The 22901-nt window shown below is 67.0% G+C and carries 25 protein-coding genes; 7 read left to right on the top strand and 18 right to left on the bottom strand.

The window, feature by feature from the left end; genetic code table 11:
* Nucleotides 1-32: 32 nt before the first annotated feature.
* Both QE379_RS06470 and QE379_RS06465 read right to left on the bottom strand, forming a co-directional pair.
* The gene (locus QE379_RS06470; RefSeq protein ID WP_306998972.1) at nt 33-1259 is read right to left on the bottom strand and encodes an ABC transporter permease; all 1227 of its coding nucleotides are present in this window, start codon (nt 1257-1259) and stop codon (nt 33-35) included.
* Nucleotides 1256-2173 carry an ABC transporter ATP-binding protein gene (locus tag QE379_RS06465; protein ID WP_306998970.1) on the bottom strand — a complete coding sequence of 306 codons (918 nt, stop codon included), beginning with the start codon at nt 2171-2173 and terminating at the stop codon, nt 1256-1258. The genes QE379_RS06470 and QE379_RS06465 overlap by 4 nt, the downstream gene beginning before the upstream one ends.
* Before the next feature lie 40 nt (nt 2174-2213).
* Between QE379_RS06465 and queG the strand changes: the two genes are divergently transcribed.
* Nucleotides 2214-3263, top strand: coding sequence for a tRNA epoxyqueuosine(34) reductase QueG (gene queG / locus QE379_RS06460; protein WP_306998968.1), 1050 nt, complete (start codon nt 2214-2216; stop codon nt 3261-3263).
* Nucleotides 3264-3447: 184 nt separating this feature from the next.
* On the opposite strand, the gene era is transcribed toward queG, so the two are convergent.
* On the bottom strand, nt 3448-4344 hold the full coding sequence (era, locus tag QE379_RS06455; protein ID WP_306998966.1) for a GTPase Era: 897 nt from the start codon (nt 4342-4344) through the stop codon (nt 3448-3450).
* 138 nt (nt 4345-4482) lie between these two features.
* On the opposite strand from era, the gene QE379_RS06450 reads away from it, so the two are divergent.
* Nucleotides 4483-4698 carry a hypothetical protein gene (locus QE379_RS06450; protein ID WP_267434418.1) on the top strand — a complete coding sequence of 72 codons (216 nt, stop codon included), beginning with the start codon at nt 4483-4485 and terminating at the stop codon, nt 4696-4698.
* A 120-nt stretch (nt 4699-4818) separates the two neighbouring features.
* Here QE379_RS06450 and rnc read toward each other — a convergent pair whose 3' ends face one another.
* From rnc to epsC, 5 genes are all read right to left on the bottom strand, one after another.
* Nucleotides 4819-5484 (bottom strand): ribonuclease III, encoded by a 666-nt coding sequence (gene rnc / locus QE379_RS06445; RefSeq protein WP_306998964.1) that lies wholly within the window; start codon nt 5482-5484, stop codon nt 4819-4821.
* Nucleotides 5481-6275, bottom strand: a complete 795-nt coding sequence (gene lepB, locus QE379_RS06440) for a signal peptidase I (RefSeq protein WP_306998962.1) — start codon at nt 6273-6275, stop codon at nt 5481-5483. The genes rnc and lepB overlap by 4 nt, the downstream gene beginning before the upstream one ends.
* A gap of 150 nt (nt 6276-6425) precedes the next feature.
* The gene (locus QE379_RS06435; RefSeq protein ID WP_306998960.1) at nt 6426-7271 is read right to left on the bottom strand and encodes a fumarylacetoacetate hydrolase family protein; all 846 of its coding nucleotides are present in this window, start codon (nt 7269-7271) and stop codon (nt 6426-6428) included.
* A gap of 120 nt (nt 7272-7391) precedes the next feature.
* Nucleotides 7392-8132, bottom strand: a complete 741-nt coding sequence (locus QE379_RS06430; RefSeq protein ID WP_306998958.1) for a gamma-glutamyl-gamma-aminobutyrate hydrolase family protein — start codon at nt 8130-8132, stop codon at nt 7392-7394.
* Nucleotides 8129-9103: a serine O-acetyltransferase EpsC gene (gene epsC, locus QE379_RS06425; RefSeq protein WP_306998956.1), complete on the bottom strand. Its 975-nt coding sequence runs from the start codon at nt 9101-9103 to the stop codon at nt 8129-8131. Before epsC ends, QE379_RS06430 begins: the two co-directional genes overlap by 4 nt.
* A 174-nt stretch (nt 9104-9277) precedes the next feature.
* On the opposite strand from epsC, the gene QE379_RS06420 reads away from it, so the two are divergent.
* Complete coding sequence (locus QE379_RS06420) at nt 9278-10297, top strand: class 1 fructose-bisphosphatase (protein ID WP_307003107.1); 1020 nt, start codon at nt 9278-9280, stop codon at nt 10295-10297.
* A 136-nt stretch (nt 10298-10433) separates the two neighbouring features.
* On the opposite strand, the gene QE379_RS06415 is transcribed toward QE379_RS06420, so the two are convergent.
* The 9 genes from QE379_RS06415 to QE379_RS06375 form a co-directional block, all read right to left on the bottom strand.
* Nucleotides 10434-11483, bottom strand: coding sequence for a LacI family DNA-binding transcriptional regulator (locus tag QE379_RS06415; RefSeq protein WP_306998954.1), 1050 nt, complete (start codon nt 11481-11483; stop codon nt 10434-10436).
* Nucleotides 11484-11511: 28 nt separating this feature from the next.
* Nucleotides 11512-13194: a GMC family oxidoreductase gene (locus QE379_RS06410; RefSeq protein ID WP_306998952.1), complete on the bottom strand. Its 1683-nt coding sequence runs from the start codon at nt 13192-13194 to the stop codon at nt 11512-11514.
* 24 nt (nt 13195-13218) lie between these two features.
* Nucleotides 13219-14055: a sugar phosphate isomerase/epimerase gene (locus tag QE379_RS06405; protein ID WP_306998950.1), complete on the bottom strand. Its 837-nt coding sequence runs from the start codon at nt 14053-14055 to the stop codon at nt 13219-13221.
* Complete coding sequence (locus QE379_RS06400; protein WP_306998948.1) at nt 14052-14642, bottom strand: gluconate 2-dehydrogenase subunit 3 family protein; 591 nt, start codon at nt 14640-14642, stop codon at nt 14052-14054. The genes QE379_RS06405 and QE379_RS06400 overlap by 4 nt, the downstream gene beginning before the upstream one ends.
* A complete protein-coding gene (locus QE379_RS06395) occupies nt 14639-15454 on the bottom strand; it encodes a DUF1080 domain-containing protein (RefSeq protein WP_306998946.1) in 816 nt (271 codons plus the stop codon). Before QE379_RS06395 ends, QE379_RS06400 begins: the two co-directional genes overlap by 4 nt.
* Before the next feature lie 11 nt (nt 15455-15465).
* Nucleotides 15466-16386 (bottom strand): hydroxypyruvate isomerase family protein, encoded by a 921-nt coding sequence (locus tag QE379_RS06390; protein ID WP_306998944.1) that lies wholly within the window; start codon nt 16384-16386, stop codon nt 15466-15468.
* Complete coding sequence (locus QE379_RS06385; RefSeq protein ID WP_306998942.1) at nt 16383-17687, bottom strand: sugar MFS transporter; 1305 nt, start codon at nt 17685-17687, stop codon at nt 16383-16385. Before QE379_RS06385 ends, QE379_RS06390 begins: the two co-directional genes overlap by 4 nt.
* Nucleotides 17688-17755: 68 nt before the next feature.
* Nucleotides 17756-18796: a sugar phosphate isomerase/epimerase family protein gene (locus QE379_RS06380; protein WP_373461736.1), complete on the bottom strand. Its 1041-nt coding sequence runs from the start codon at nt 18794-18796 to the stop codon at nt 17756-17758.
* A gap of 11 nt (nt 18797-18807) precedes the next feature.
* Entirely contained in the window at nt 18808-19197 is a 390-nt protein-coding gene (locus QE379_RS06375) for a cytochrome c family protein (protein WP_306998939.1), read from the bottom strand.
* Nucleotides 19198-19317: 120 nt separating this feature from the next.
* Between QE379_RS06375 and QE379_RS06370 the strand changes: the two genes are divergently transcribed.
* Nucleotides 19318-20481 (top strand): Gfo/Idh/MocA family protein, encoded by a 1164-nt coding sequence (locus QE379_RS06370; RefSeq protein WP_373461847.1) that lies wholly within the window; start codon nt 19318-19320, stop codon nt 20479-20481.
* A gap of 314 nt (nt 20482-20795) precedes the next feature.
* Complete coding sequence (locus tag QE379_RS06365; RefSeq protein ID WP_306998935.1) at nt 20796-21041, top strand: DUF333 domain-containing protein; 246 nt, start codon at nt 20796-20798, stop codon at nt 21039-21041.
* Nucleotides 21042-21092: 51 nt separating this feature from the next.
* On the opposite strand, the gene QE379_RS06360 is transcribed toward QE379_RS06365, so the two are convergent.
* Nucleotides 21093-21554, bottom strand: a complete 462-nt coding sequence (locus QE379_RS06360; protein ID WP_306998933.1) for a DUF4126 family protein — start codon at nt 21552-21554, stop codon at nt 21093-21095.
* Between the two features lie 120 nt (nt 21555-21674).
* On the opposite strand from QE379_RS06360, the gene QE379_RS06355 reads away from it, so the two are divergent.
* Nucleotides 21675-21872: a hypothetical protein gene (locus QE379_RS06355; protein ID WP_306998930.1), complete on the top strand. Its 198-nt coding sequence runs from the start codon at nt 21675-21677 to the stop codon at nt 21870-21872.
* Nucleotides 21873-21878: 6 nt separating this feature from the next.
* A complete protein-coding gene (locus tag QE379_RS06350) occupies nt 21879-22835 on the top strand; it encodes an aldo/keto reductase (RefSeq protein ID WP_306998928.1) in 957 nt (318 codons plus the stop codon).
* Nucleotides 22836-22901 lie beyond the last annotated feature (66 nt).

The raw sequence follows: 22901 nt of genomic DNA, 5'->3' as shown, positions 1-22901 counted from the left end.
CTAATCCCCCATCGAAGATCAAGAGGGCCGGATCACGCCCCCTTGCGCCGCCAGAACGGCCGCACGCTGCCCGACTGCAACACGCCCCGCCGGAACAGCCGCGCGCCCAGCGTCACGAAGATCGCCACCCACAGCGCCTGCCAGGCCAACGCCACCGCATGCGGCCAAAGCGAGTCGCTCGCCGCCGCCATCCCCGCCATGGCGAAGGGCGAGGAAAGCGGGAACACTTCGGCGATCACCGCCAGCCAGCTATCGGGGCTGGACAGGCCGCTAAGCGTCAGGGTGAACATACCCACCTGCACGATGGTGATCGGCAGCGACAGCATCTGGATCTCGCGCATGGTCGAGGCCTGCGCCCCGATCGTCAGGAACACCGATCCGAGCAGCAGATAGGCCATGGTGAAATAGGTCACGAACAACAGGGTGAACATCGGCAGGCCGACCGCCGGGGACAGTTCGCCCACCATGCCGCCGAACGCAGGCGGCAGCAGGCTGGTCACCTGGCCCAGCACCGTGCCCCAGAAGCCGATGAACAGCACCGCCACCCCGAACATGCCCAGCAGCTTGCCCAGGAACACCGCCTCCAGCGGCACGGCGGCGGCCAGCACCTCGATCACCTTGTTCGACCGCTCCTCCGCCATGGTGCCGACGACCTGCCCCGCAAGGAACAGGGTCAGGAAGAAGACGCCGAACACCGCCAAAAAGGCGGTCTGGTTCTGGCCGCCCAGCGTCGCGCGCTGGCGGCTGAACGGCACCTTGGTGGCCTCGACCCGGGGTAGTTCGCCGCCCAGCCGCTCGGCCGACAGCGCGCTGCTCGCCAGCACCGTCAGATAGTCCGCCGCCCGCGTGCCGCGCGGGCCATACAGGATGGTCGGCCGGTTGAGCGGACCATAGAGTATGGCCGTCGCGTCATAGTCGCCGGATTCGAACGCCTTGCGCGCCTGGACCCCAGGCTCGCCCGAGGGGGTTAGGATCGCCAGCGCGGGCGGTTCCTCGTCGCGGCGGAAGACGATGCGCGCGCGCTTGTCCGCCTCGACAAAGGCGCCCGCCACCGCGTTGGGCACGATCGCGACGATGCGCACATGGTCGGCACCGTGATCCGCCGCCTGCGCCGCGCCCATCGCGCCGATGGTGCTGAACGCCACCATGATCAGCGGTGCGAACAGGAACAGCAGGAAGATCGGCGTGAAGACGGTCGCGACGAAATCGCGGCGTGCGATCGTCATGGTCTGGCGGAGCAATCGACGTGTCCGGCTCATGCCGCCTTCTCCTCGACCGGCTCGCCGACGATGCGGACAAAGGCCTCGTGCAGGCTGGGCCGCTCGATCGACAGGTTCATAATCCCCGCTCCCGCCGCCAGCAGCCGCCCCAGCACCGGTTCGATCCCCTCATCGGGCAGGACGAAGCGCCAATCCTCCCCTTCCCGCACCGCGTCGGCGGGAAGCAGGTCGGGGGACGCCCGCTCCGGGTCGCGCGGGCGATAGCGGACCCGCGAACGCAGCGTGCCGCGCGCCTCGTCCACCGTCCCCTCGAACCGCCGCTGCCCGCCCGCGATGATGGCGAGGCGATCGCACAGTCGCTCGGCATGGGCCATGACATGGGTGGAGAACAGGATGGTCGCGCCCCGGTCCCGCTCGCCCAGGATCAACGCCTCCAGCCGTTCCTGATTGACCGGATCGAGCCCCGAAAAGGGTTCGTCCAACACGAGCAGCCGGGGCCGGTGGACGACCGAGCCGAGCAACTGCACCAACTGCGCCATGCCCTTGGACAATTTGCGGATCTTGGTATCGGCGGCATGGCCCAGCCCGGCCTGGTCGAGCAGTTCGACCGCGCGTGCCCGTCCGGTCGCCCAATCGAGTCCGCGCAGCGCCCCCATGAAGGCGATCGCCTCGCGCGCCTTCATCGCGGGATAGAGCCCTCGCTCCTCGGGCAGATAGCCGACCAGATCGCTGGCCTCGCGCGGATGGTCATGGCCAAGCAACGTGCGCCGGCCCTCGTCGGGCTCGATAATGCCCAGCAGCATCCGCAGCGTCGTCGTCTTGCCCGCGCCGTTGGGGCCCAGAACACCGTAAACCGCGCCGGTCGGAACCGCGATGTCGACGCCGTCCACCACACGCCGGTCGCCAAATCGCTTGGCGAGGCCCGAGGCGCTGACCGCCCACTGATTATCCACGCAACTGTTCCTCCCTGAACGGCTGTGGTAGCGGGCGGACGTGGCGCAAGACAAGCTGGAAACCCGGATCAAGGCGAAGGCGGCGGAACTGGGCTTTGCCGCGATCGGCATCACCCATGCCGATGCCGCGCCGAAGACGGTCGAGCGCCTCCACCAATGGCTGGCCGAGGGGCGGCACGGATCGATGATCTGGATGGCGGACCGCGCGCACCAGCGCCAAAGCCCGGCCAGCCTATGGCCGGAGGTGAAGTCGGTTATCTCATTGGGCGTCAGCTATGCCCCCGCCGAAGACCCGATGCGGCTGGCGGATCAGGGGCGGATCGGGCGCATCTCGGTCTATGCGCAGGGGGCCGACTATCATGACGTGGTGAAGCGCCAGTTGAAGGCGCTGGGCCGCTGGCTGGCGCAGGAAGCGGGTTGCGACCTCAAGGTCTTCGTCGACACCGCGCCGGTGATGGAAAAGCCGCTGGCCGAAGCGGCGGGACTCGGCTGGCAGGGCAAGCACACCAATCTGGTCAGCCGCGATCATGGTAGCTGGCTGTTCCTGGGGGCGATCTACACCACGCTGGAACTGGAGCCCGATGCGGTGGCGCGCGATACGTGCGGGCGGTGCGACGCGTGCCAGCGAGCCTGCCCGACCGATGCCTTTCCCGCCCCCTATCAAATCGATGCGCGGCGGTGCATCTCCTATCTGACGATCGAACATGCCGGGCCGATCCCGGAGGAATTCCGGGCGGCGATCGGCAACCGCATCTATGGCTGCGACGATTGCCTGGCGGTGTGCCCGTGGAACAAGTTCGCGGCGGCGGCGCAGGCGAACATGGCCTTTCACCCCCGCGCGGAACTGACCGCGCCGGAATTGGGGGATTTGCTGTCGCTGGACGATGCCGGGTTCCGGCAGGTCTTCTCGGGCTCGCCGATCAAGCGGATCGGGCGCAACCGGATGATACGCAACGCGGCGATCGCGGCGGGGAATAGCGGGGCGGCGGAGTTGGTGCCGGTGCTGCGGGGGTTGCTGGGGGATGACGATCCGGTGGTGGTGGAGGCGGCGGAGTGGGCATTGGGGCGGCTGGGCGAGTCGGTCGCCTAGCCACCAACCCTCCCCCATCCCCTCCCGCCTGCGGGAGGGGCGTGCCAAGCGGCTCCCGTAAGCGCTTCAGCGAGCGAAACGTCTTTGGCTTATGCGCGACATTCGCCAGGCAGCGCACCCCTCCCGCAGGCGGGAGGGGATGGGGGAGGGCAAAAGTGTCTCACCGAGCCCCCACCCCAAGAAATCAATCCACCCAGTCCAACCCGATATCCCGGTACACCGACCGGTCTTCATCCCAACCCGGCTTCACCTTGACGTGCAGATAGAGATGCACCTTATGTCCCAGGATCCGCGCCAGTTCCTCGCGGGCCTTGGCCCCGATCTCCTTGATCCGCACCCCGTTCTTGCCCAGCACGATGGCGCGCTGGGTCGGGCGTTCGACCAGGATCTGCTGGTGGATCTCGACCGATCCGTCCTCGCGCTCCTTATACGCCTCGGTCTCGACCGCACTGGCATAGGGGAGTTCGGCGTGGAGTTGCAGATAGATCTGCTCGCGCGTCACCTCGGCCGCCAGCGCGCGTTCGGTGGCGTCGGACACCTGGTCCTCGGGGTAATGCCACGGCCCCTCGGGCATCAGCCTGGCGAAATGCGCCTTGAGTTCGGGCAGGCCGTCGCCGGTCTGGGCCGAGACGAACCAGATTTCGTCGAACTTGACGACCTCGTTCAGCTTTTCGGCATGGCCGAGCAACCGCGCCTTGTCGGCGATATCGACCTTGTTGAGGATCAGGTGCTTGGGCTCGGGCCGGTGGGCGATCGCCTCGGCGATGGCGGTGACCTTGGGGCCGATGCCGCCCTTTCCGTCGACGACGAGCGCCAGGATATCGGCGCCCTCCGCCCCTTCCCAGGCGGCGGCCACCATCGCGCGGTCCAAGCGGCGCTTGGGCTCGAAGATGCCGGGGGTATCGACCAGCAGGATCTGCGCATCCCCCTCGATCGCGACGCCCAGCAGCTTGGCACGGGTCGTCTGCGCCTTGGGGCTGACGATGGCGACCTTCTGGCCGACCAGCGCGTTGACGAGGGTGGATTTGCCGGCATTGGGCGCGCCGACGACGGCGACAAGGCCGCAACGTTGTTCAGTCATGGCTAGCAGCGGTACAGGCCAAGCCCCCTTCCCGGCAAGGGAAAGCCCGCATGGACGCGATGTAATGGGCCCATCACGGAACGGCCACGGCGACGCGCGCATTCTTCGCGCCTCGATTTGAGAGTCAGGAGAGACGCCATGAAGACCCTTCTCACCGCCTTGTCGGCCGCCGCGCTGCTGACCGTCGCGGGCCCCGCCTCGGCCAAGGGTTGCCTGAAGGGCGCGGCGGTCGGCGGAGTCGGCGGGCATTTCGTCGGCAAGGGCCATGCCGTGCTGGGCGCGGCGGCGGGCTGCGCGATCGGGCATCACCGGGCGAAGGTTCAGGCGAAGAAGGACGCGGCGGCCAAGCACTGAGGCGCGGGGATCGGTTCGAGCGGGGTTGCGTGGCCTTCGACTTCGCTCAGGCTGAACGGAGGTTGGGAACGGACCTCCCGTACACCCCCCGTTCGGGCTGAGTGAAGTCGAAGCCTGTCCTTATTCCTTCAACTTCACCAGCAACGCCTTCGCCGCAGCGGTTTCCGCCTCCTGCTTGTTGGCCCCCGTGGCCGTCGCCTCGCCCGACCGGTTGATCCGCACCGTCACGGTGAAGCGCGGCGCATGATGCGGACCCGAGCGGTCCGTCACCACATATTCCGGGGCCTTGCGGTTATGCGCGGCGGCCCATTCCTGAAGCGCCGACTTGGGATGCTGCGGCGCCTTCCCCTGCGAATGCACCCGGTCGCCCCAGGCCTTGCGGACGAAGCCCCGCGCCGCCTCCAGCCCCGCCTCGCGATACCAGGCGCCGATCAGCGCCTCCATCACATCGCCCAGCACATTGTCGCTGTCCGACGCGCCATCGTCGCGCGCCTGCTTGCCCAGCCGCAGATGATCGCGCACGCCCAGGTCGCGCGCGACATCGGCACAGACCGCTCCCGTCACCAACGTATTCAAACGCCGCGACAATTGCCCCTCGGGCTCGTTCGGGAACTGTTCCCACAGCCATTCGGCCATGATGAGGCCCAGCACCCGGTCGCCCAGGAATTCCAGCCGCTCGTAATTCTCCGCCGCCTGGCTGCCATGGGTCAGCGCGCGCTGGAAGGGCGCGGTGTCGGCGGGTGCGCGACCGAATATCTCGGCCAGCCAGGGTTCAAGAGCGCTCAAAACCCTTCTCCGATCCGATTCCAGCGGGCCGCCGTCACCCAGGTCCAGGGCTTGATCCACTCCGCCGTGCCGTCGGTCGAGAAGAAGGTCACCGCCGCGCGGCCCTCCAGCCGGTTCATCGGAATATAGCCCATGCCCATGGGCGGCGCGAAACGGCTATCCGCCGAATCGTCGCGATTGTCCCCCATCAGGAAGACATTGTCTGCCGGAACCGTGTAGACCACCGTGTCGTCGCGGTCGGGCAGATTGCCCTGGTCGAGCACTTCATAGCTCTTGCCGTTGGGCAGCGTCTCGCGGAACCGCGGATACCGGCAGACGGGTTTCCCGGCGACCGTGTCGAGGAAGGGACCGCATCTGTCGGCATCGAAATTGGGAGTGAGCGGCAGGACGAAATCGGCGATCCGCTGCTTGGGGATCGGGCGACCGTTCAGGATGACCTGGCCGTTCGTCACCTGGATCGTATCGCCCGGCAGGCCGATCACTCGCTTGATGACGTCATGATCGTCCGGGCCCGGCGAGCGGAACACCACCACATCGCCGCGCACGGGCGCACGGGCCAGGATATGGCCGGGCAGCAGCGGCAGGCCGAAGGGCAGCGACCAGCGCGAATAGCCGTAATTCCACTTGGTCACGAACAGATAATCGCCGATCAGCAGACGCGGCAGCATCGATTCCGACGGGATGACGAACGACGTCACGATGAAGCTGCGCAGGATGAAGACGAACAGCGCCAGCTTCAGGAAGAAGCGCAGCGTGTCCTTCGTCTCCGATTTTTGAGGTGTATCGGCCATGGTCAGCGGGTTCGCGCAACCCGCTGGTTCCGTCAAGCGGGCTTGGCTCTTTCCGATGCTCGTCGTGACCGGTCGACATTCACGCATTCCGCTTGAATGCCGATCCGACCTCTCCCCTGCACCGGGGAGAGGAAAACAAATGCAGTCGCGTCAGGCCGCCGCGACGAAGCGCTGAGTCTGTTCGCCCAAGCCCTCGATGCCGAGCCGCACCGTCTGGCCCGCGCGCAGATAGGTTTGCGGCTTCTGGCCCATGCCGACGCCCTTGGGCGTGCCGGTCGAGATGATATCGCCCGGCTCCAGCGTGCAGAACTGGCTGAGATAGGAAACGATCTCCGCGACCGTGAAGATCATGTCGCTGGTGTTGCCGTCCTGATAGCGATGGCCGTCGACCTCCAGCCAAAGATGAAGCGCCTGCGGATCGGCGACCTCGTCCGCCGTCACCAGCCACGGGCCGGTCGGGCCGAAGGTGTCGCAGCCCTTGCCCTTGTCCCAGGTGCCGCCGCGTTCGAGTTGATAGGCGCGCTCGCTGACATCGTTGATGACGCAATAGCCCGCGACATGGTCCAGCGCCGATGCCCGGTCGACATAGCGCGCGCGGGTGCCGATCACGACGCCCAGTTCGACTTCCCAATCGGTCTTTTCCGAGCCGCGCGGGATTTCCACATCGTCGTTCGGGCCGACGACCGCGCTGGACCATTTGCCGAACACCACCGGCTCGGCCGGGATCGGCAGATTGCTCTCGGCGGCATGAAGGCGATAGTTGAGACCGATGCAGATGAACTTGCCCGGCCGTGCCACGCACGAGCCCAGGCGCGGTTCACCCTCGACCAGCGGCAGCGAAGCGGGATCGAGCGCGGCGATCTCGGCGAGACCGGCGGGGCTCAGCCGTTCGGCGGCCAGGTCGCCCAGTGCCTCGGGCAGCGCGCGAATGCGACCATCGGCATCCAGAAGTCCCGCGCGTTCCCGTCCCGGTTCACCATAACGCAGCAGCTTCATCGATCGGGCTCCTTCTCCTACGGGTCGCCTCGCGCGCCCTTCCCTCGCTCCGCCCCCCTTACCGATGGCCGCCGCGCGATTCCACTTGCAAATATGATAGTGCAATTTTTCCCATGAGGATCAGGCGCGGCCCTGCATGGATTCGCCCAGCAAGGTGAAGAAGCTGTGCGCCACGCTGCACTGCGCGCCGTCCCATTCGGGATGCCACTGCACCGCCAGCACATCCGCGCCGCAGCCGGGCGCGCGAAACGCCTCGATCAGCCCGTCCTCGCTGTCGCGCGCCTCGACCACCAGGCCATAGCCCAGCCGGTCGACGCCCTGCTGGTGCACCGAATTGACCTCCAGCCGCCGATGCCCGCTGCGCCCCGCCAGCACGCCACCCGCCGCCAGATCGACGGGATGATGATGGCCGAACAGCGCCTCGTAATCCTCGTCCCACGATCCGCGATGGTGGCGCGGCAACCCGCCCAGACAGGTCAAGGTGCCGCCGAACAACACGTTGATCTCCTGCATCCCCCGGCAGATGCCATAGACCGGCTTGCCCCGCTCGATCATCCGGCCGGCCAGCGACAATGCGACGCTGTCCCGCTCCGGGTCGCAGAGATGGCGGGCGAGACGGCCGCGATCGTCATATTGCGCGGGCTCGACATGCGATCGCCCGCCGGTCAGCAACAGGCCGTCGAGCATGTCCGCCATCGCCGCCGGATCGACCGCCTCGCGCACGGCGGGGACCATCACCACGCTCGCCCCGCACAGCCGCACCACCGGCTCGATGAAGCGGGTGGCCACCGCCTGGATGGAGCGACCGGCGACCTCGTTCCCGCACATCAGTCCGACGATGGGCTTGCGTGTTCGCGTCATGCCATACCCTCCAGCTCCTGTCGCAGCGCGCGCCCCTCCGCCCGCTGCAAGGCCCGCGCCTCGGGCTGGACGAGGACGCTATCCGGCGCGACGTCGCTCAGCAGCCAGACATTGCCCCCGATCACCGAGCGCGCGCCGATCGTAACCCGACCCAGCACCGTCGCGCCAGCATAGATGATGACGTCGTCCTCGACGATCGGATGCCGGGCGAAGCGGTCGCGCGGCGAACGCGGCGCGGTGCCCAGCGCGGAGCGCGCGCCCAGCGTCACATGCTGATAGACGCGCACCCGCTCACCCACGATCGCGGTCTCGCCGATGACGACGCCGGTGCCATGGTCGATGAAGAAATGCCGCCCGATGGTCGCGGCCGGGTGGATGTCGATCCCGGTCCGCTCATTGGCGAGTTCGGAGATCATCCGCGCGACGATCGGCGCCCCCAGCCCGTTCAGCTCATGCGCGATCCGGTGATGCAGGCTGGCGACGGCCCCCGGATAGCAGAGCAATATCTCATCGACGCTGCGCGCCGCCGGATCGGCCAGGAACGCCGCCTCGACATCGCTGTCGATCATCTCGCGCACATGCGGCAGGGTCGCGCCGAACAGCCGGGCGATCAGCGCCGCCTGTTCGGGCGGGAAGGCCGTATCAGCATCCTTCTGCCAGTAAGCGAGTTCGGCCCCGACCTCCCGCTCCAGCGCGGTCAGCGCGGCGAGCAGCTTGGCGGTGACGAAGCGGTCCTCCTCGACGGGCATTCCCCGGAAATGGCCCAGACGGCGCGGATAGAGCGCGGCGGCGACCAGCGCGACGACATCCTCCACCCCGGCGCGCGAGGGGAAACGCTCGACATCACGTCCCGCATCCTGCCGCTGACGCCAGCCATGGCGGGCGAGGCGCAGCGCGGAGACGATACCGTCGATCCCGGTGGCGGCATCTTCCCCGTTGCGGGGGGCGGCGGTCAGCTTGCTGGTCGTCATCACGATCCTCCGACCCTCATCATATCCCACTTGGACAATGGGATATAACAGAAAAGCTACGCCGCCATAAAGCACCCGCTTGCCTTAACGGGCGGTTGCACGGGGTCGGGGGCCGGGGCATGGTCCGCGCCGCCATCCTGGCTCGGCCCCGCCACCCTCCGGAGCGATATGACGATGATCACCCCGCGCCAGACGACCTTGACGCGTTTCCTGATCGAGCAGCAACGCCGATCGCCGGAAACCTGCCCGCCCGAACTCCGCCTGCTGATCGAGACGGTCGCGCGGGCGTGCAAGGCGGTGAACCAGGCGATTTCCAAGGGCGCGCTGGGCGATGTGCTGGGCAGTCTGGGCAGCGAGAATGTGCAGGGCGAGGTCCAGAAGAAGCTGGATGTGATCGCCAACGACCTGCTGCTCGACGCCAATGAATGGGGCGGACACTTGGCGGCGATGGCGTCGGAGGAGATGGAGACGATCCACCGCATCCCCAACCGCTATCCCAGGGGCGAATATCTGTTGCTGTTCGATCCCATCGACGGGTCGAGCAATGTCGATGTCGACCTGTCGGTCGGCACGATCTTCTCGGTGCTTCGCGCGCCGGAGGATTGCGCGGGCCGCGAGGTGACCGAGGCGGACTTCCTCCAGCCCGGTCGGGCGCAAGTCGCGGCGGGCTATGCGATCTATGGGCCGCAGACCTTGCTGGTACTGACCGTCGGCGAGGGGGTGTATGAATTCACCCTCGACCGCGAACTGGGATCGTGGCGGCTGACCGACGGGCCGATGCGCATCCCGGCGGGGACGCGCGAATTCGCGATCAACATGGCCCGCCGCCGCCAATGGTCGCCCGGCATCGCGCGCTATATCGAAGAGCGGATTCTGGGGACCGAGGGTCCGTGCGGCGAGGATTACAATATGCGCTGGACCGCCTCGATGGTGGCGGACATCCACCGTATCCTGAAGCGGGGCGGCGTGTTCCTCTACCCCGGCGACCACCGCCAGCCGGGCAAGGCCAAGTTGCGGCTGTTGTACGAAGCGAACCCGATGAGCTTCCTGATCGAACAGGCGGGCGGCGCGTCGATCGATGGCGCGATCCGGATCATGGACGTGGAGGCGATCGGCCTGCACCAGCGGGTCGGCGTGGTGTTGGGCGATGCGGACCAGGTGGCGCTGGTCGCGGAATATGGGCGGATGGGGTGATGCAAAGGCGGGGGTTTGTGGCGATGCTGGCACGTGCACTTCGACTTCGCTCAGTGCGAACGGGCTGGATGGCGTGAACCCCAATCCCAACCTCCGTTCAGCCTGAGCGAAGTCGAAGGCCACGGGATTCGCAAAACTACCCCCCCGCCACGGACTCCCGGGTGACCAGCTCAAATTCCACCACGCGGTCCTCCACTTGCCGCGACCGCAGGCTGGCCAGCACCTGCTCGACCGCGCGAAACGCCATGTCGCCGACCGGCTGGCGGATCACCGTCAGCGGTGGCCAGAGTCGCGCCGCGATCGCGGTATCGTCGAACCCCGTCACCGCCAGATCCTGCGGCAGTCGCAGCCCCATACGATGCGCCTCGCCGATCAATCCGGCGGCCATGTCGTCGCTGCTGCACAGAATCGCGGTCGGCCGGTCGGGGAGCGACAACAGGGCACGCCCAGCCTCCGCGCCCGAAGCCGGGTCGAAACCGCCCCGAATGACCAGCGCGGGATCGACCGGCAATCCATTCGCCGCCATGCCCTCGCGAAACCCGGCCAGCCGCTCGTCCGCGACGGAAAAGCTGGTCGGCCCCGCCAGAAAGCCGATGCGGCGATGCCCCCGGTCCACGACATGCGCTGTCATCGCCGCCATCGCCACGCGGTTGTCGACCCGCACGGTCGAGATGTCGGGCAGCCCCCGCCCCGTCGCGATCGCCGCCGCCGCGACGCCCAGTTTTTCGAACAGCCCCGACCCGCTGAGCAATTCGGCAAAGGGCGGGACGAGGAGCACCGCCGCCGCGCCGCTCTGCACCAGCGCGCGCACCGCCGCTTCCGCCGCCTCGCGGGTCAGCCCTTCCTCAGCCTGGGCGATGAATTGCAGGCCCCGCGCATTGGTCGCGCGCAATGCGCCGAGCAACACCGAGTCGATGAACGGCGTCCGCCGGTCGCTATAGACCAGCCCCAGCGTCGTCGCCCGCGCCTTGGCCAGTCGCCGCGCGGCGATATTGGGCCGGTATCCCAGTTCCTCGATCGCCGCGAGCACCGTCGCGCGGGTCACGGGACCGACCTTGCCCGTGCCGTTGATGACGTTGGACACGGTCATCGCCGACACACCCGCACGCTCGGCGACCGCGCGGATGGTGACGCCTTCGGGCTTGCGGATGGTCATGGCGGGGGATGCGGTAGCGGGCTTTTCCATCACCCGCCACCACCCGTCGAACCGCGCGTCAGACCGCCCCCGCCTTCAACCCCTTGACCGCATGATCGGCCGCACGCGCGGTCAGCGCCATGAAGGTCAGCGACGGGTTGACGCACGACACCGACGCCATCTGTGCGCCATCGGTGACATAGAGGTTGGAGGCGTCATGCGCCTGGCTCCATTTGTTGAGCACCGACTGGCGCGGGTCCGCGCCCATGCGCGCGCCGCCCATTTCATGGATCGCGTCGCCGGGCACATGCTCCTGCTCGCCGCTGGTCACGTTCTTCAGCCCCGCCGCGCGCAGCATCGCCTCGCCCTCGCGCCGGGCATCGGCCATCATCTTCAGCTCATTGTCGCGGAAGGTGACGTCGAACTTCAGCAACGGCACCCCGAAACGATCGGCCTTGCTGCTGTGGAGTGAGATGCGATTGTCTTCATAGGGCAGGCACTCGCCGAACGCGCCCATGCTGAACTGCCATGGGCCATAGCGGCGCATCCCGTGCTTCATCTCCGCGCCGAAGCCGACCGGCTTGGCGGCGTTGCGATAGGCAGACCCCTGATAGCCATAGCCGCGCTTGAACCCCAGCCCTTCGTCGCCCTTCAGATTGCGAAAGCGCGGCACATAGACCCCGCCCGGACGGCGGCCATATTCGATCAGGTCGTCCATGCCCGGAATCTCGCCGGACACGCCGACGCGGAAGATATGGTCCATGACGTAACGACCCAATGTTCCGCTCGAGTCGAAATGGCTCCGCTCCGAGCCCGGCGCGCGCGAGTTCATCAGGATCTGCACCGACGCCATGGCCGAGGCACAGACGAAGACCAGGTTCGCCGCCACCGTCTGTGCCTGCCCCGTCCTCGCGTCGATATAGCGGACGCCGGTGACCTTCTTCTTGGCAGGATCGTAATCGATCCCCGTCACCACCGCATCCGACTGGAGCGTCAGCCGCCCGGTCGCGCGCGCGGCGGGCAGCGTCACCGCCTGGGTCGAGAAATAGGCCCCGAAGGAACAGCCATTGCCGCACTGGTTACGGAACTGGCATTTGGTGCGGTTCTGGTCGGGCTTGTCCTCGGTCATGTTGGACAGGCGGGTGTGGATCAGCTTGCGCCCCGGAAACTGGCCCTCCAGCCGTTCCTTCAACCATTTCTCCGCCACGTTCATCGGGATCGGCGGCTGGAATTCGCTGTCGGGCAGATAGGGCAGATTCTCGCGCGAGCCCGACACGCCGATATATTTCTCGACGTACGAGTACCAGGGCGCGACATCGTCGTAGCGGATCGGCCAGTCGGCGGCGACGCCCTCGCGCTTGTTCGCCTCGAAATCGTCCGGGCTCCAGCGGAAGGACCAGCGGCCCCAGATCAGCGACTTGCCGCCCACCGCGCCGGGCCGGATCCAGTAGAATTTGCTCCCCTCGTCATAGGCATAGGGGTTCAGCCGGTCGTCATTGTAGAATTTCTGGTTGCTGGGCGCGACATAGCCATATTTCGCGATGAAATAGTCGCTCTCCACCAAAGGCTTGGGCATGATGTTGCGCGCGGGCACCTCGAACGGCGGCTTGCCGTCATAGGGATAGCCCTCGCCATGCTCCACCATGACGCCCCGGTCGAGCATCAGGACACGCAGGCCCTTTTCGGTCAGTTCCTTGGCGGCGAAACCGCCGCTGATACCCGACCCGATCACGATCGCGTCGAAACGGTTCGTCGCCGCCATGGCTATCCTCCCTTTATCGTTTTCTTAAAAGCGCAAGGCGCGCAGCGTCCGGAAACTGGTCGTGATGTCGGGCAGATAGGGCGCGGGCGCCTGATCATTCTCGACATAGAAATGCTTCACGCCCGCCAGCCTGTTCAACTTGAAGAGCGCGGCGAAGTCGATCCGGCCCGCGCCCACCGCGGTCATGCTGCCGTCGGCGCGCGCATCCTTGACGTGGTAAGCGTAAATCCGCAGCCCGGCCAGCCGCCGGATCAGCGCCGCCGCATCCTCGCCCGCATGGATCGCCCAATAGAGGTCGATCTCCAGCTTCACGAGCGCCGGGTCGGTGCCCTTGAGCAACCGCTCATAGAGGCTGACGCCGCCCGGCTTGTTGGTGAACTCGAAATCGTGATTGTGATAGGCGAAGCCGAGACCAGCCTTCTTCAGCCCCTCGGCGAAGCGGTTGAAATTGGGCAGCGCCGCGTTCCAGCCCGCCTCCGTCCGATGCTCGTCGGTCATATAGGGCAGCACGACCGTATCCGCGCCCAGCGTCTTGGCCATCGTCACGCATTTGTCGAAATCGCCAAGCAGCGCGTCGTAACCGATATGAACCGATGGCGCTTTCAGCCCCAGCCGGTCCTGCGTGCGGCGAAGCATGGCATGGTCCATCGCATCATAGCCGCCACCGCCATATTCGATCTCGCGGTAACCAATCTTCGCCACCGCCTCCAAGGTCTTGACCGGATCGGCGGAGAACAGCTCGCGGATCGTATAGAGTTGCAACCCGATGGCCCCGAGTTGCGCGGCCTGTGCGCGACCCGGCACCAGCGCCGCCGCGCCAAGGCCAAGGCCAGCCCCCATGAGCGAACGCCGATCGATCATGCCGAATACACCTTGTTGACCTGAGAATAGGGGAAGGCACCATTATATTCGCCGGGCACGGGCAGATATTCGCGCTCCTGCGTGATGCCGATCTCCGACGTGTAATAGCCGGTGATGACCAGTTGCCGGAACGGCTCGAAAAAGGCGCGGCCTTCGGGCAGGACGCCCTCCATCGCCTCGGTCAGCAGCGTGTCCTGTTGCGCGGGCGTCGCCTTGGCGGCGGGGGTGCGGTTGACGCTCTGGCTTCGCGCCTCGATCGCGTTCAACCCGGCGATGATCGGCACCCGGTCTTCGGGCAGCGACCAGTCGGCGAGCATTTTCTCGATGAACTCGGGCACCTTGGCCGCGATCGCGCCGGGCGTGTCGGTGGTCGGGATCACCCGCTCCGACAGGGCGACCATCGTCGCGCGCTGGGTCGGGGTGAAGACGGCGACGCTGGGCGGGCCGTCGGAGATGACGGGGATGCTCCCTCGCGTCTGCTCGACCGCACCCGCCGCACGGGCGATGGGGGCGAACAGCGCGGAGCCGAACATGGCGGTGATCCCCGCCAGGGCGTGTCTGCGGTCGATATGGGGGTGGGCGATCATCGGGCATCCTCCGGCAGGTCCTGCGCGATCGCCTCGGGCGGCAGCGGGCGGACCCAGATATTGCGGAACGAAACGGGCGAGTCGTGATCCTGAAGCTGGATCGGCGCGGCATCGCCATGCGCCTGGTATTTCTCCACCTGCCGCCAGATGGTGGTGCCGAGCATCGCCTGGTGGTTCTGCACCACCACGCCGTTCAGCAGAGCGGTGACATAAGCGGGCCGCAGCAGCTTGCCATCGGCGACGAAGCGGGGCCGCTCGAAGATGATGTCATAGCTCTGCCACTCGCCGGGCTTTCGCGCCGCATTCACCAGCGGCGGCTTCCAGGCATAGACCGCCCCCACCTGCCCATCGGCATAGGTCGGGTTGTCATAGCCGTCGAGGATCTGCACCTCATAGCGCTGCATGAACCAGATGCCGCTATTACCGCGATCCTGCGAACTCTTCCGCGGCGGGTTGGGCGAGCGGAATTCGAGATGCATCTGGACATCGCCGAAGCTCTGCTTGCTGACCAACAGGCTCTCGCCCTTGCCGTCGCGCGGCGGCACGGTCATCACCCCGTTCTGGAGCAGCCATGGCTTGCCGCTGGGCGTCCAGGCATCCATCGAGCGTCCGTCGAACAGCACCACCGCGTCGGACGGCGCACCGCCGGGTTGCGCGGACGGAGTCACCACCTTGGGTGCGGGCCGGTCTGGGTCATGAACATGCCATTGGCCGCCGGGCAGCATCGGCGTGTCGCGGAACCCCAGGCCCGGCTTGTCCTGCGCCGTGGCACCACTCGCCATGACCAACGCGATCAATGGAAATGCCCGCATCGCTCCCCTCCTCATGCTGTCGGATCGATCGCGCGGTATGCCGCGATCAGCTTTTCTTCGCCCGCCCGGCCCTTGACCGAATTGCCATGCTCCATGCCGATCACCCCGGCATAGCGGCGCTCCTTCAGGAAGCGGCAGACATTGGCATAGTTGACCTCGCCGCTGCCCGGCTCGTTTCGGCCCGGATTGTCGCCGAACTGGATATAGCCGATCTCGTCCCAGCACAGCGTCATCGTCGGGATCAGATTCCCCGACTGGATCTGCTCGTGATAGAGGTCGGCGAGCACCTTCACGCCCGGACTGTTCGCCCCGCGCGCCACCGCATAGCCTTCCGCGATCGACTGCATGAACACGCCCGGATGGTTGGTCCGGGTGTTGAGCGGCTCCATCACCAGCGTCATCCCGTGCGGCGCGACGATATCGCCCGCGCGGCGCATCAGGTCGATGATCCGCCCCTGCTGAATCGCGGGATGCAGCTTCTTGTCCATGAAGCCGGTGACGACGGTCATATGCCTGGCCCCGACCCGCTTGGCGACATCGACCGCGCTGCGGATATCGGCGAGAAAAGCCTGCCGCTCGGCATCGTCATCGCCGCCGAGCAAGGGGCGCGATTCCGACCATTTGGGCATGGAGGCGACGAACACGCCCATCGTCATCTTCCGGTCGCGCAAGGCCTTGGCGATCGCCTCCTGCTCCGCGACGGGGCGGAGGCGATATTCATTGTCCTCCCACGCCCAGAAACCCTGATCCGCGGCATAGGCGATCTGTTCGACCGAACTCTCCCCCCGGCTGGCGAAGCTGCCCAGATGCGGCGCGAAGCCCAGGGCAAAGCGCGCGGCGTTGGACGATCTGCCCGCCTTCTGCCCCGCCAAGGCCGCGACGGGTGCGGCGGCGGCGAGCCCGCCAATGACGGTGCGACGCGACCAGTTCATGCGACAGTCTCCGCGACTTGGGGACGGGGACGGCGGCGCTCGGCCAGCCAGATACCGCCGAAGACGAACAACAGGATCACCGGCACCAGCGCCAGCCGGGCGAAGGACTGCGACGCCGCCGCATCCTCGACCTGACGCAGCGCCTCACCGGTCAGCCGCTTGAACGCCTCCGGTCCACCGGCCAGTTCGACCTTGGCGGCGTCGAACATCGCGCCCAGCCGGGGCAGCACGAAGAAGCTGGCGAGCGCCCCCGCCGATCCGACCAGTCCCAGCGCCCAGGCCCCGCCGCGCGGATAACGCTCGGCGACCGAGGCGAGCATGGTCGGCCACATCGCGCAGACGCCCAGCCCCCAGACGGTCGAAGCCAGGATCGCCGCCACCGGCGACTGTGCCCGCGACAGCAGGAACAGGCCGATCCCCGCCATCAGGCTCGACACCCAGAGTAGCCCCGGATTGGACAGCCGCCCCGCGATCCGCCCGGCGAAATGGCGGAACACGAACATCAGCGCGCTGACATAGACGAGGAGGAGAATGCCGCGCATGCCCACCCGGCTGCTGAGCGCCACGTCGAGCCACTGGCCGGGTGCCAGTTCGGACGCGGCGGTCAGGAACATCGCGCCGAACCATACGAAGAAGCTGGGGCGCTTGAACACCTCCGCGATCATGCCGCCGAAACCGACGTCACGGACTTCGCGCGGGACCGGCGGGAAATGCGTGGTCGCCGCCATCACCAGCACGCCCAGCGCCGGGATCAGCACCAGCGCCATGATCGCCTGCCATGACAGGAGTTCGGCCAGCAACACGCCCGCCAGCCCGCCGACGATCAGCCCGCCGGGATACCAGGCATGGAGGACGTTCAGTCGGTGAGTCGTCTCTTCCGGGTAAAGCCGCGCGGTCAGCGGGTTGATCGACGCCTCCGCCAGCCCCCAGCCGATCCCGCTCAGGAGCATCCCGCCCCAGACGATGTGATAGACCGCCATGCCGGTGGCGACCTGGCCTGCCCCGATGATCGCCGCCGTTCCGATCAGGAAACACAGGCCGCAGCCGATCAGCATCCGCCGCGCACCGATCCGGTCGAGCAGCGCGCTCGCCACGAACAAGGTCGCGGCAAAGCCCAGAAAGGCCGAACCCAGCGCCGATCCGATCAACTCGCCCGCTTCGACCGGCGCGATGGGATCGATCCACTCCACCTTCAGGCTGCTCGCCACCGCCGCGCGCAAGGCCGCGCTTGCCGCCGCCGTAAACAGCGCCAGCACGCTCAGCCAGAACAGCCGCGACCGATTGCCCGGTATCGCTTCCATGCCCCTCTCCCGTCTGTATTTTTTGTCAGGCTTTACTCTCCGGGGCGGATGGTCAAGCCTATGCCATCTTAAAGTCCCAGCCAGTGCCTGTTGGCGGCCGGATCGCCCCCACCGGCGAAGTCGTCAAAGGCGCGTTCCGCCCGGCGGATCATGTGCGCGGCGATGAAGGGCGCCCCTTCGCGCGCGCCGTCCTCCGGGTGCTTCAGGCAGCATTCCCATTCCAGCACCGCCCAACCGGCATAGCCATATTGGGTCAGCTTCGAGAAGATGCCGCCGAAATCGACCTGCCCGTCGCCCAGCGAGCGGAATCGTCCGGGCCGGTCGATCCATTCACTGTAACTGCCATAGACACCCGCGCGGCCGGTCGGGTTGAACTCGGCATCCTTGACGTGGAACATGCGGATGCGGTCGTGGTAGAAATCGATGAACTGGAGATAGTCCATCGCCTGCAACACGAAATGGCTGGGGTCGTAGAGGATGTTGGCGCGGGCATGGCCGCCGACCGCGTCCAGGAACCGCTCGAAGGTCGTGCCGTCGTGCAGATCCTCCCCCGGATGGAGTTCGTAGCAAAGGTCGACGCCCTCTTCCTCGAACGCATCAAGGATCGGTCGCCAGCGCTTGCCGAGTTCGGCGAAGCCTTCCGCGACCAGACCGCCGGGCCGCTGCGGCCAGGGATAGACGAAAGGCCAGAGCAGCGCGCCGGAGAAGGTCGCGTGCGCCTTCAACCCCAGCCGCCGACTCGCCCTGGCGGCGTAAAGGAGTTGCCCGACCGCCCATTGCTGTCGCTCGGCGGGCTTGCCTCGCACCGCTTCGGGCGCAAAGCCGTCGAACGCCGCGTCATAGGCCGGATGGACCGCGACCAACTGACCCTGCAAATGGGTCGACAATTCGGTGATCGCCACCCCGGCATCGGCGCAACGCCCGGCCAGATCGTCGCAATAATCCTGGCTCTCGGCGGCGAGTTTCAGGTCGATGCAGCGCGCGTCCCAGGTCGGGATCTGCACGCCCTCATAGCCCGCCTCCGCCATCCAGCGCGCCGCCGAATCCAGCGTGTCGAACGGCGCGGCGTCGCCCATGAACTGGGCCAGGAAAATGCTCGGTCCGCGCATCGCGCCCGCGCTCATTTGGCGGTCTCGGCCTTGAGATATGCGATCAGCGCGGCGCGCTTGGCGGGGTCGGCAACGCCGATCGGCATCCGCGTGCCCGGCACCTTCTTCATCGGCGCGGCGATGAACTCACCCAGCGTCTTGTCATCCCATTTCAACCCGGACGCCTTCATCGCGGGCGAATAGTTGAAGCCCGGAACCGTCCCGGCCTGCCGACCGAACACGCCGTTCAGATTGGGGCCGACGCCGTTGCGGCCACCCTTGTTGAGCGTATGGCAGGCGCGACAGGCGGCGAAGGCCTGCGCCCCGGCGGCGGGGGCGGACTGGGCCGTCGATGGCGCATTCGCGGCCACGACAAGCGCCACGGCACCCGGCAATGCGGCCAGCCAAAATAGCTGCCTCATTCTCTCTCTCCTGTCATTTTCTTTCCCAGACTCGCTGGTTCACGGGCGAGTTTACCGGTAAACCGCTTCGGTGCAAGCAGGGAATGTCGCCGATCGAGCGACGGACGAGAGGAGTGGATGATGGCGGGACGCAAGCTGAAACTGGCGATGGCGGGCGGTGGCGAAGGCGCGTTTATCGGCGGCGTGCACCGGATGGCGGCGGCGCTGGACGGCGACTGGCAACTGGTCGCGGGGACGTTCAGCAGCGATGCGGAGCGCAACCGACGCAGCGGGGAATCGCTCGGCCTCTCCCCCGACCGGGTCCACGCCTCGATCGAGGCGCTGCTCGCCGACGAACGCGCCCGACCCGAGGGGGAGCGGATCGACGCGGTGGCGATCGTTACCCCCAATCACCTCCACGCGCCGATGGCGATCGCCGCGCTGAACGCGGGCTTTCCGGTGTTCAGCGAAAAGCCGATGGCGATGAACCTCGCCGAAGCCAAGGCCATTGCGGATGCCGCACGCGCATCCGGCCAACTCTATGCCCTCGCCTTCACCTATAGCGGCTATCCCATGGTCGAGGAGGCCCGCGCCCGCATCGCACGCGGCGACTTTGGGGCGATCCGGCTGGTCCATGTCGAATATGTCCAGGGCTGGCTCAGCAGCCCGCTCGACCGCGAGGGCAACAAGCAGGCCGAATGGCGCACCGATCCCGCCCGCGCGGGGCTGGGCGGCGCGTTGGGCGATATCGGCACCCACGCCTTCCAGCTTGCCGAGCATGTCTCCGGCCTGACGGTCGAGGCCTTGTCGGCGGACGTGACCACCCATGTTCCGGGGCGAATGCTGGACGACGATGTCAACGTCCTGCTCCGCTTTGCCGAGGGCGCGCGCGGCACGTTGCGCGCGACGCAGGTGGCGGCGGGCGAGGAGAACGGCCTGCGCCTGCGCATTCACGGCGAGAAGGGCGGATTGGAATGGTCGCAGATGGAGCCCAACACGCTCACTCTGCGCTGGCTCGACCGTCCCGCGGAGATCGTGCGGGCGGGCGGCCCCGGCCTGTCCGGGACCACCCTGCCACGACTGCGCACCCCCTCGGGCCATCCGGAGGGCTATATCGAGGCGTTCGGCAACCTCTACCGCGCGGTCGCGGGAAACTTGCGCGATGGCGGCTCAGCGGAGGGCGGCGCATTGGGCGAGGCGACCTGGTTCCCCGGCCTGGAATCCGGCCTGCGCACCATGGCCTTTGTCGAGGCGGTATTGGCCAATGCCCAGGCCGATGAGAAGTGGACGCTACTATCGCTTTAGGTCGGGAGGAAAGCTCGTTGCATCACCCCTCCCCTTCCGGGGATCGTTGCGAAAGTTCACCTCCCCTTCTCTCACGCATCACCCCGGCGAAGGCCGGGGTCCAGTTACGTAGCGATGGTAGTGGTTTACCAGCGTATTCCCAACTGGATCCCGGCCTTCGCCGGGATGGTCTGGCGGGTTTTGCAGAGATCCCTTTCAGCGGACGGACCGGGGGGTTGGAACGCTCTCCTGTCATCCCGCTTTAGTCGGCCGTCATCGGGCATTCATTTCGCGATGATAAGGATTGCAGAGGATCAACCATGGAGGTGTTTCTCATGAAGTCCCTGTACGCGATCGTCGCTTGCGCCGCGCTGGCCCTGCCGGGCGTCGCGCAGGCCATGCCCAACCCCGCATCCGCTTTTTGCGGCAAGATGGGCGGCCGTTCGGTGATGGCCAAGCTGCCGGACGGCGCGACGGTCGGGCTATGCTATCTGCCCGGCAATAAGATCGTCGAGGAGTGGACGCTGTTCCGCATGATGAACGGCAAGACGCCCGCGCCGCACCGCAATCCTTTCCTCTGAACCGGCCTGCCGACCGCCGGAGCCTCACGGCTTCGGCGGTCGTGTCATGAGTCACGCCGCCTTGACGCTCCGGCCGTGCACGATCCCCAGCGCGCCTGCCAGTACGGCGGCATCCTCGGCAAAGCCCGTCTTGGTCTGACCGTAACGGCCCAGCACCGCCATCCGGCCGCGCCAGCCGGGATAGGAGGCGACCACCGCCGTCACCCCGCCGATCGCCGCGCCCAGCCAACGACGCTTCGGGTCGGCCAGCGCCGCCCCCGCGATGGCGGAGGTCGTGAAGCGCGCGACCAGCCCGATGGGCACGATTCGGTCGGGCGCGGTCTTCTGCTTGTCGCCCGCCATCTCACCGATCGCGAGCGCGAGCGTACCCGCCGCGACGACGGGGTTGCCCAACCAGCGCAGCACGCCCTTGCCCAGCGGCAATTGCCCCCGCGCCGCCGCGATCGACACGGCGGCCAGCGGCGTCATCGCACGTTGTCCGCCGACCAGACCCATTTTGAACGATGCGAGCATGACGTCACCTCTCGGATACGGATAAGCAGGCCGCGACAACGCGCGTCGGCCTGCGAAGGGTTCCGTTCGGGTTTCGCAAGCCCCTTCCCCATCGACCCCCGGCTGCGCCATGATGACGGCATGACCCGTATCCTCCTGACCGCCGCGCTGCTCTCGCTCGCCGCCTGTTCGTCCGGCGACCAGCCCACCGGCCTGAGCGCCGAAGAGAACCGCCAGTTGAACGAGGCCGCCGCGATGCTCGACGCCAATGCGATCGATCTGAACGCGATGGCCCCTTCGAACGTTGAGGCGGAAAATCCCACCGACAATGAAAGCTGATCGTCCATGACCGACACGCCGCTTCGCCGCCTGGGCTCGACCGACCTGATGATCGCGCCGCTGGTGCTGGGCGGCAATGTGTTCGGCTGGACCGCCGACCGGGCGGCCAGCTTCGCGGTGCTCGACGCGTTCGTCGACCAGGGCGGCACGATGATCGACACGGCGGACGTCTATTCCGCCTGGGTGGACGGCCATCAGGGCGGCGAGTCCGAGACGATGATCGGCGAATGGTTGAAGACCAGCGGCAAGCGCGAGCAGGTGCTGATCGCCACCAAGGTCGGGATGCTGCCGGGCGAAGGCGGCGAGAAGCTGGCCCCCGCCCGGATCGCGGCGGCGGCGGAGGCGTCGCTCCGGCGGCTCGGCACCGACCGGATCGACCTGTATTTCGCGCATCAGGATGACGAGGATCAGCCGCAGGAGGCGGTGATGGAAGCCTTCGCCAAACTGGTCGAGGCGGGCAAGGTCCGCGTCATCGGTGCGTCCAACTTCCATGCCGCACGGCTGAAATCCGCCAACGAGGCCGCGCGCGACGCCGGACTGCCGCGCTTCCACGTCCTGCAACCCGAATATAATCTGGTCAGCCGTCACAAGTTCGAAGGCGAGCTTCAGGATTACTGCATCACCGAGAATATCGGCGTCGTGCCCTATTATGGCCTCGCCGCCGGCTTCCTGACCGGCAAATATCGCAACGAGGCCGACCTGTCGCAAAGCGTGCGCGGCGGCAGGATGGGCGAGTTGCTGCGTGGCAAGGGCGCGGAGGTCCTCGCCGCGCTGGACCAGGTGGCGGAGGAAACCGGCGCGACGCAGGCGCAGGTGGCCCTAGCCTGGCTGATGGCGCAGGACGGTGTGACGGCACCGATCGCCAGTGCGACCGGTGTCGAACAATTGTCCGAACTGATGCCCGCCATGACCCTGACGCTAACCAAGGAACAGATTGGGCGACTCGACGAAAGCGGCGCTTGACCCCGCCGCCAAGCATTATCTCAAATTAAGTTCTGGAACGGGCATCCCGGCGGAGATTTATACCCC

It is taken from the genome of Sphingomonas sp. SORGH_AS_0879 (assembly GCF_030819175.1).
Taxonomy (GTDB): Bacteria; Pseudomonadota; Alphaproteobacteria; order Sphingomonadales; family Sphingomonadaceae; genus Sphingomonas.
The sequence above is the reverse complement of the archived record's forward strand: the minus strand, read 5'-3'. Positions and strand labels throughout refer to the sequence as shown.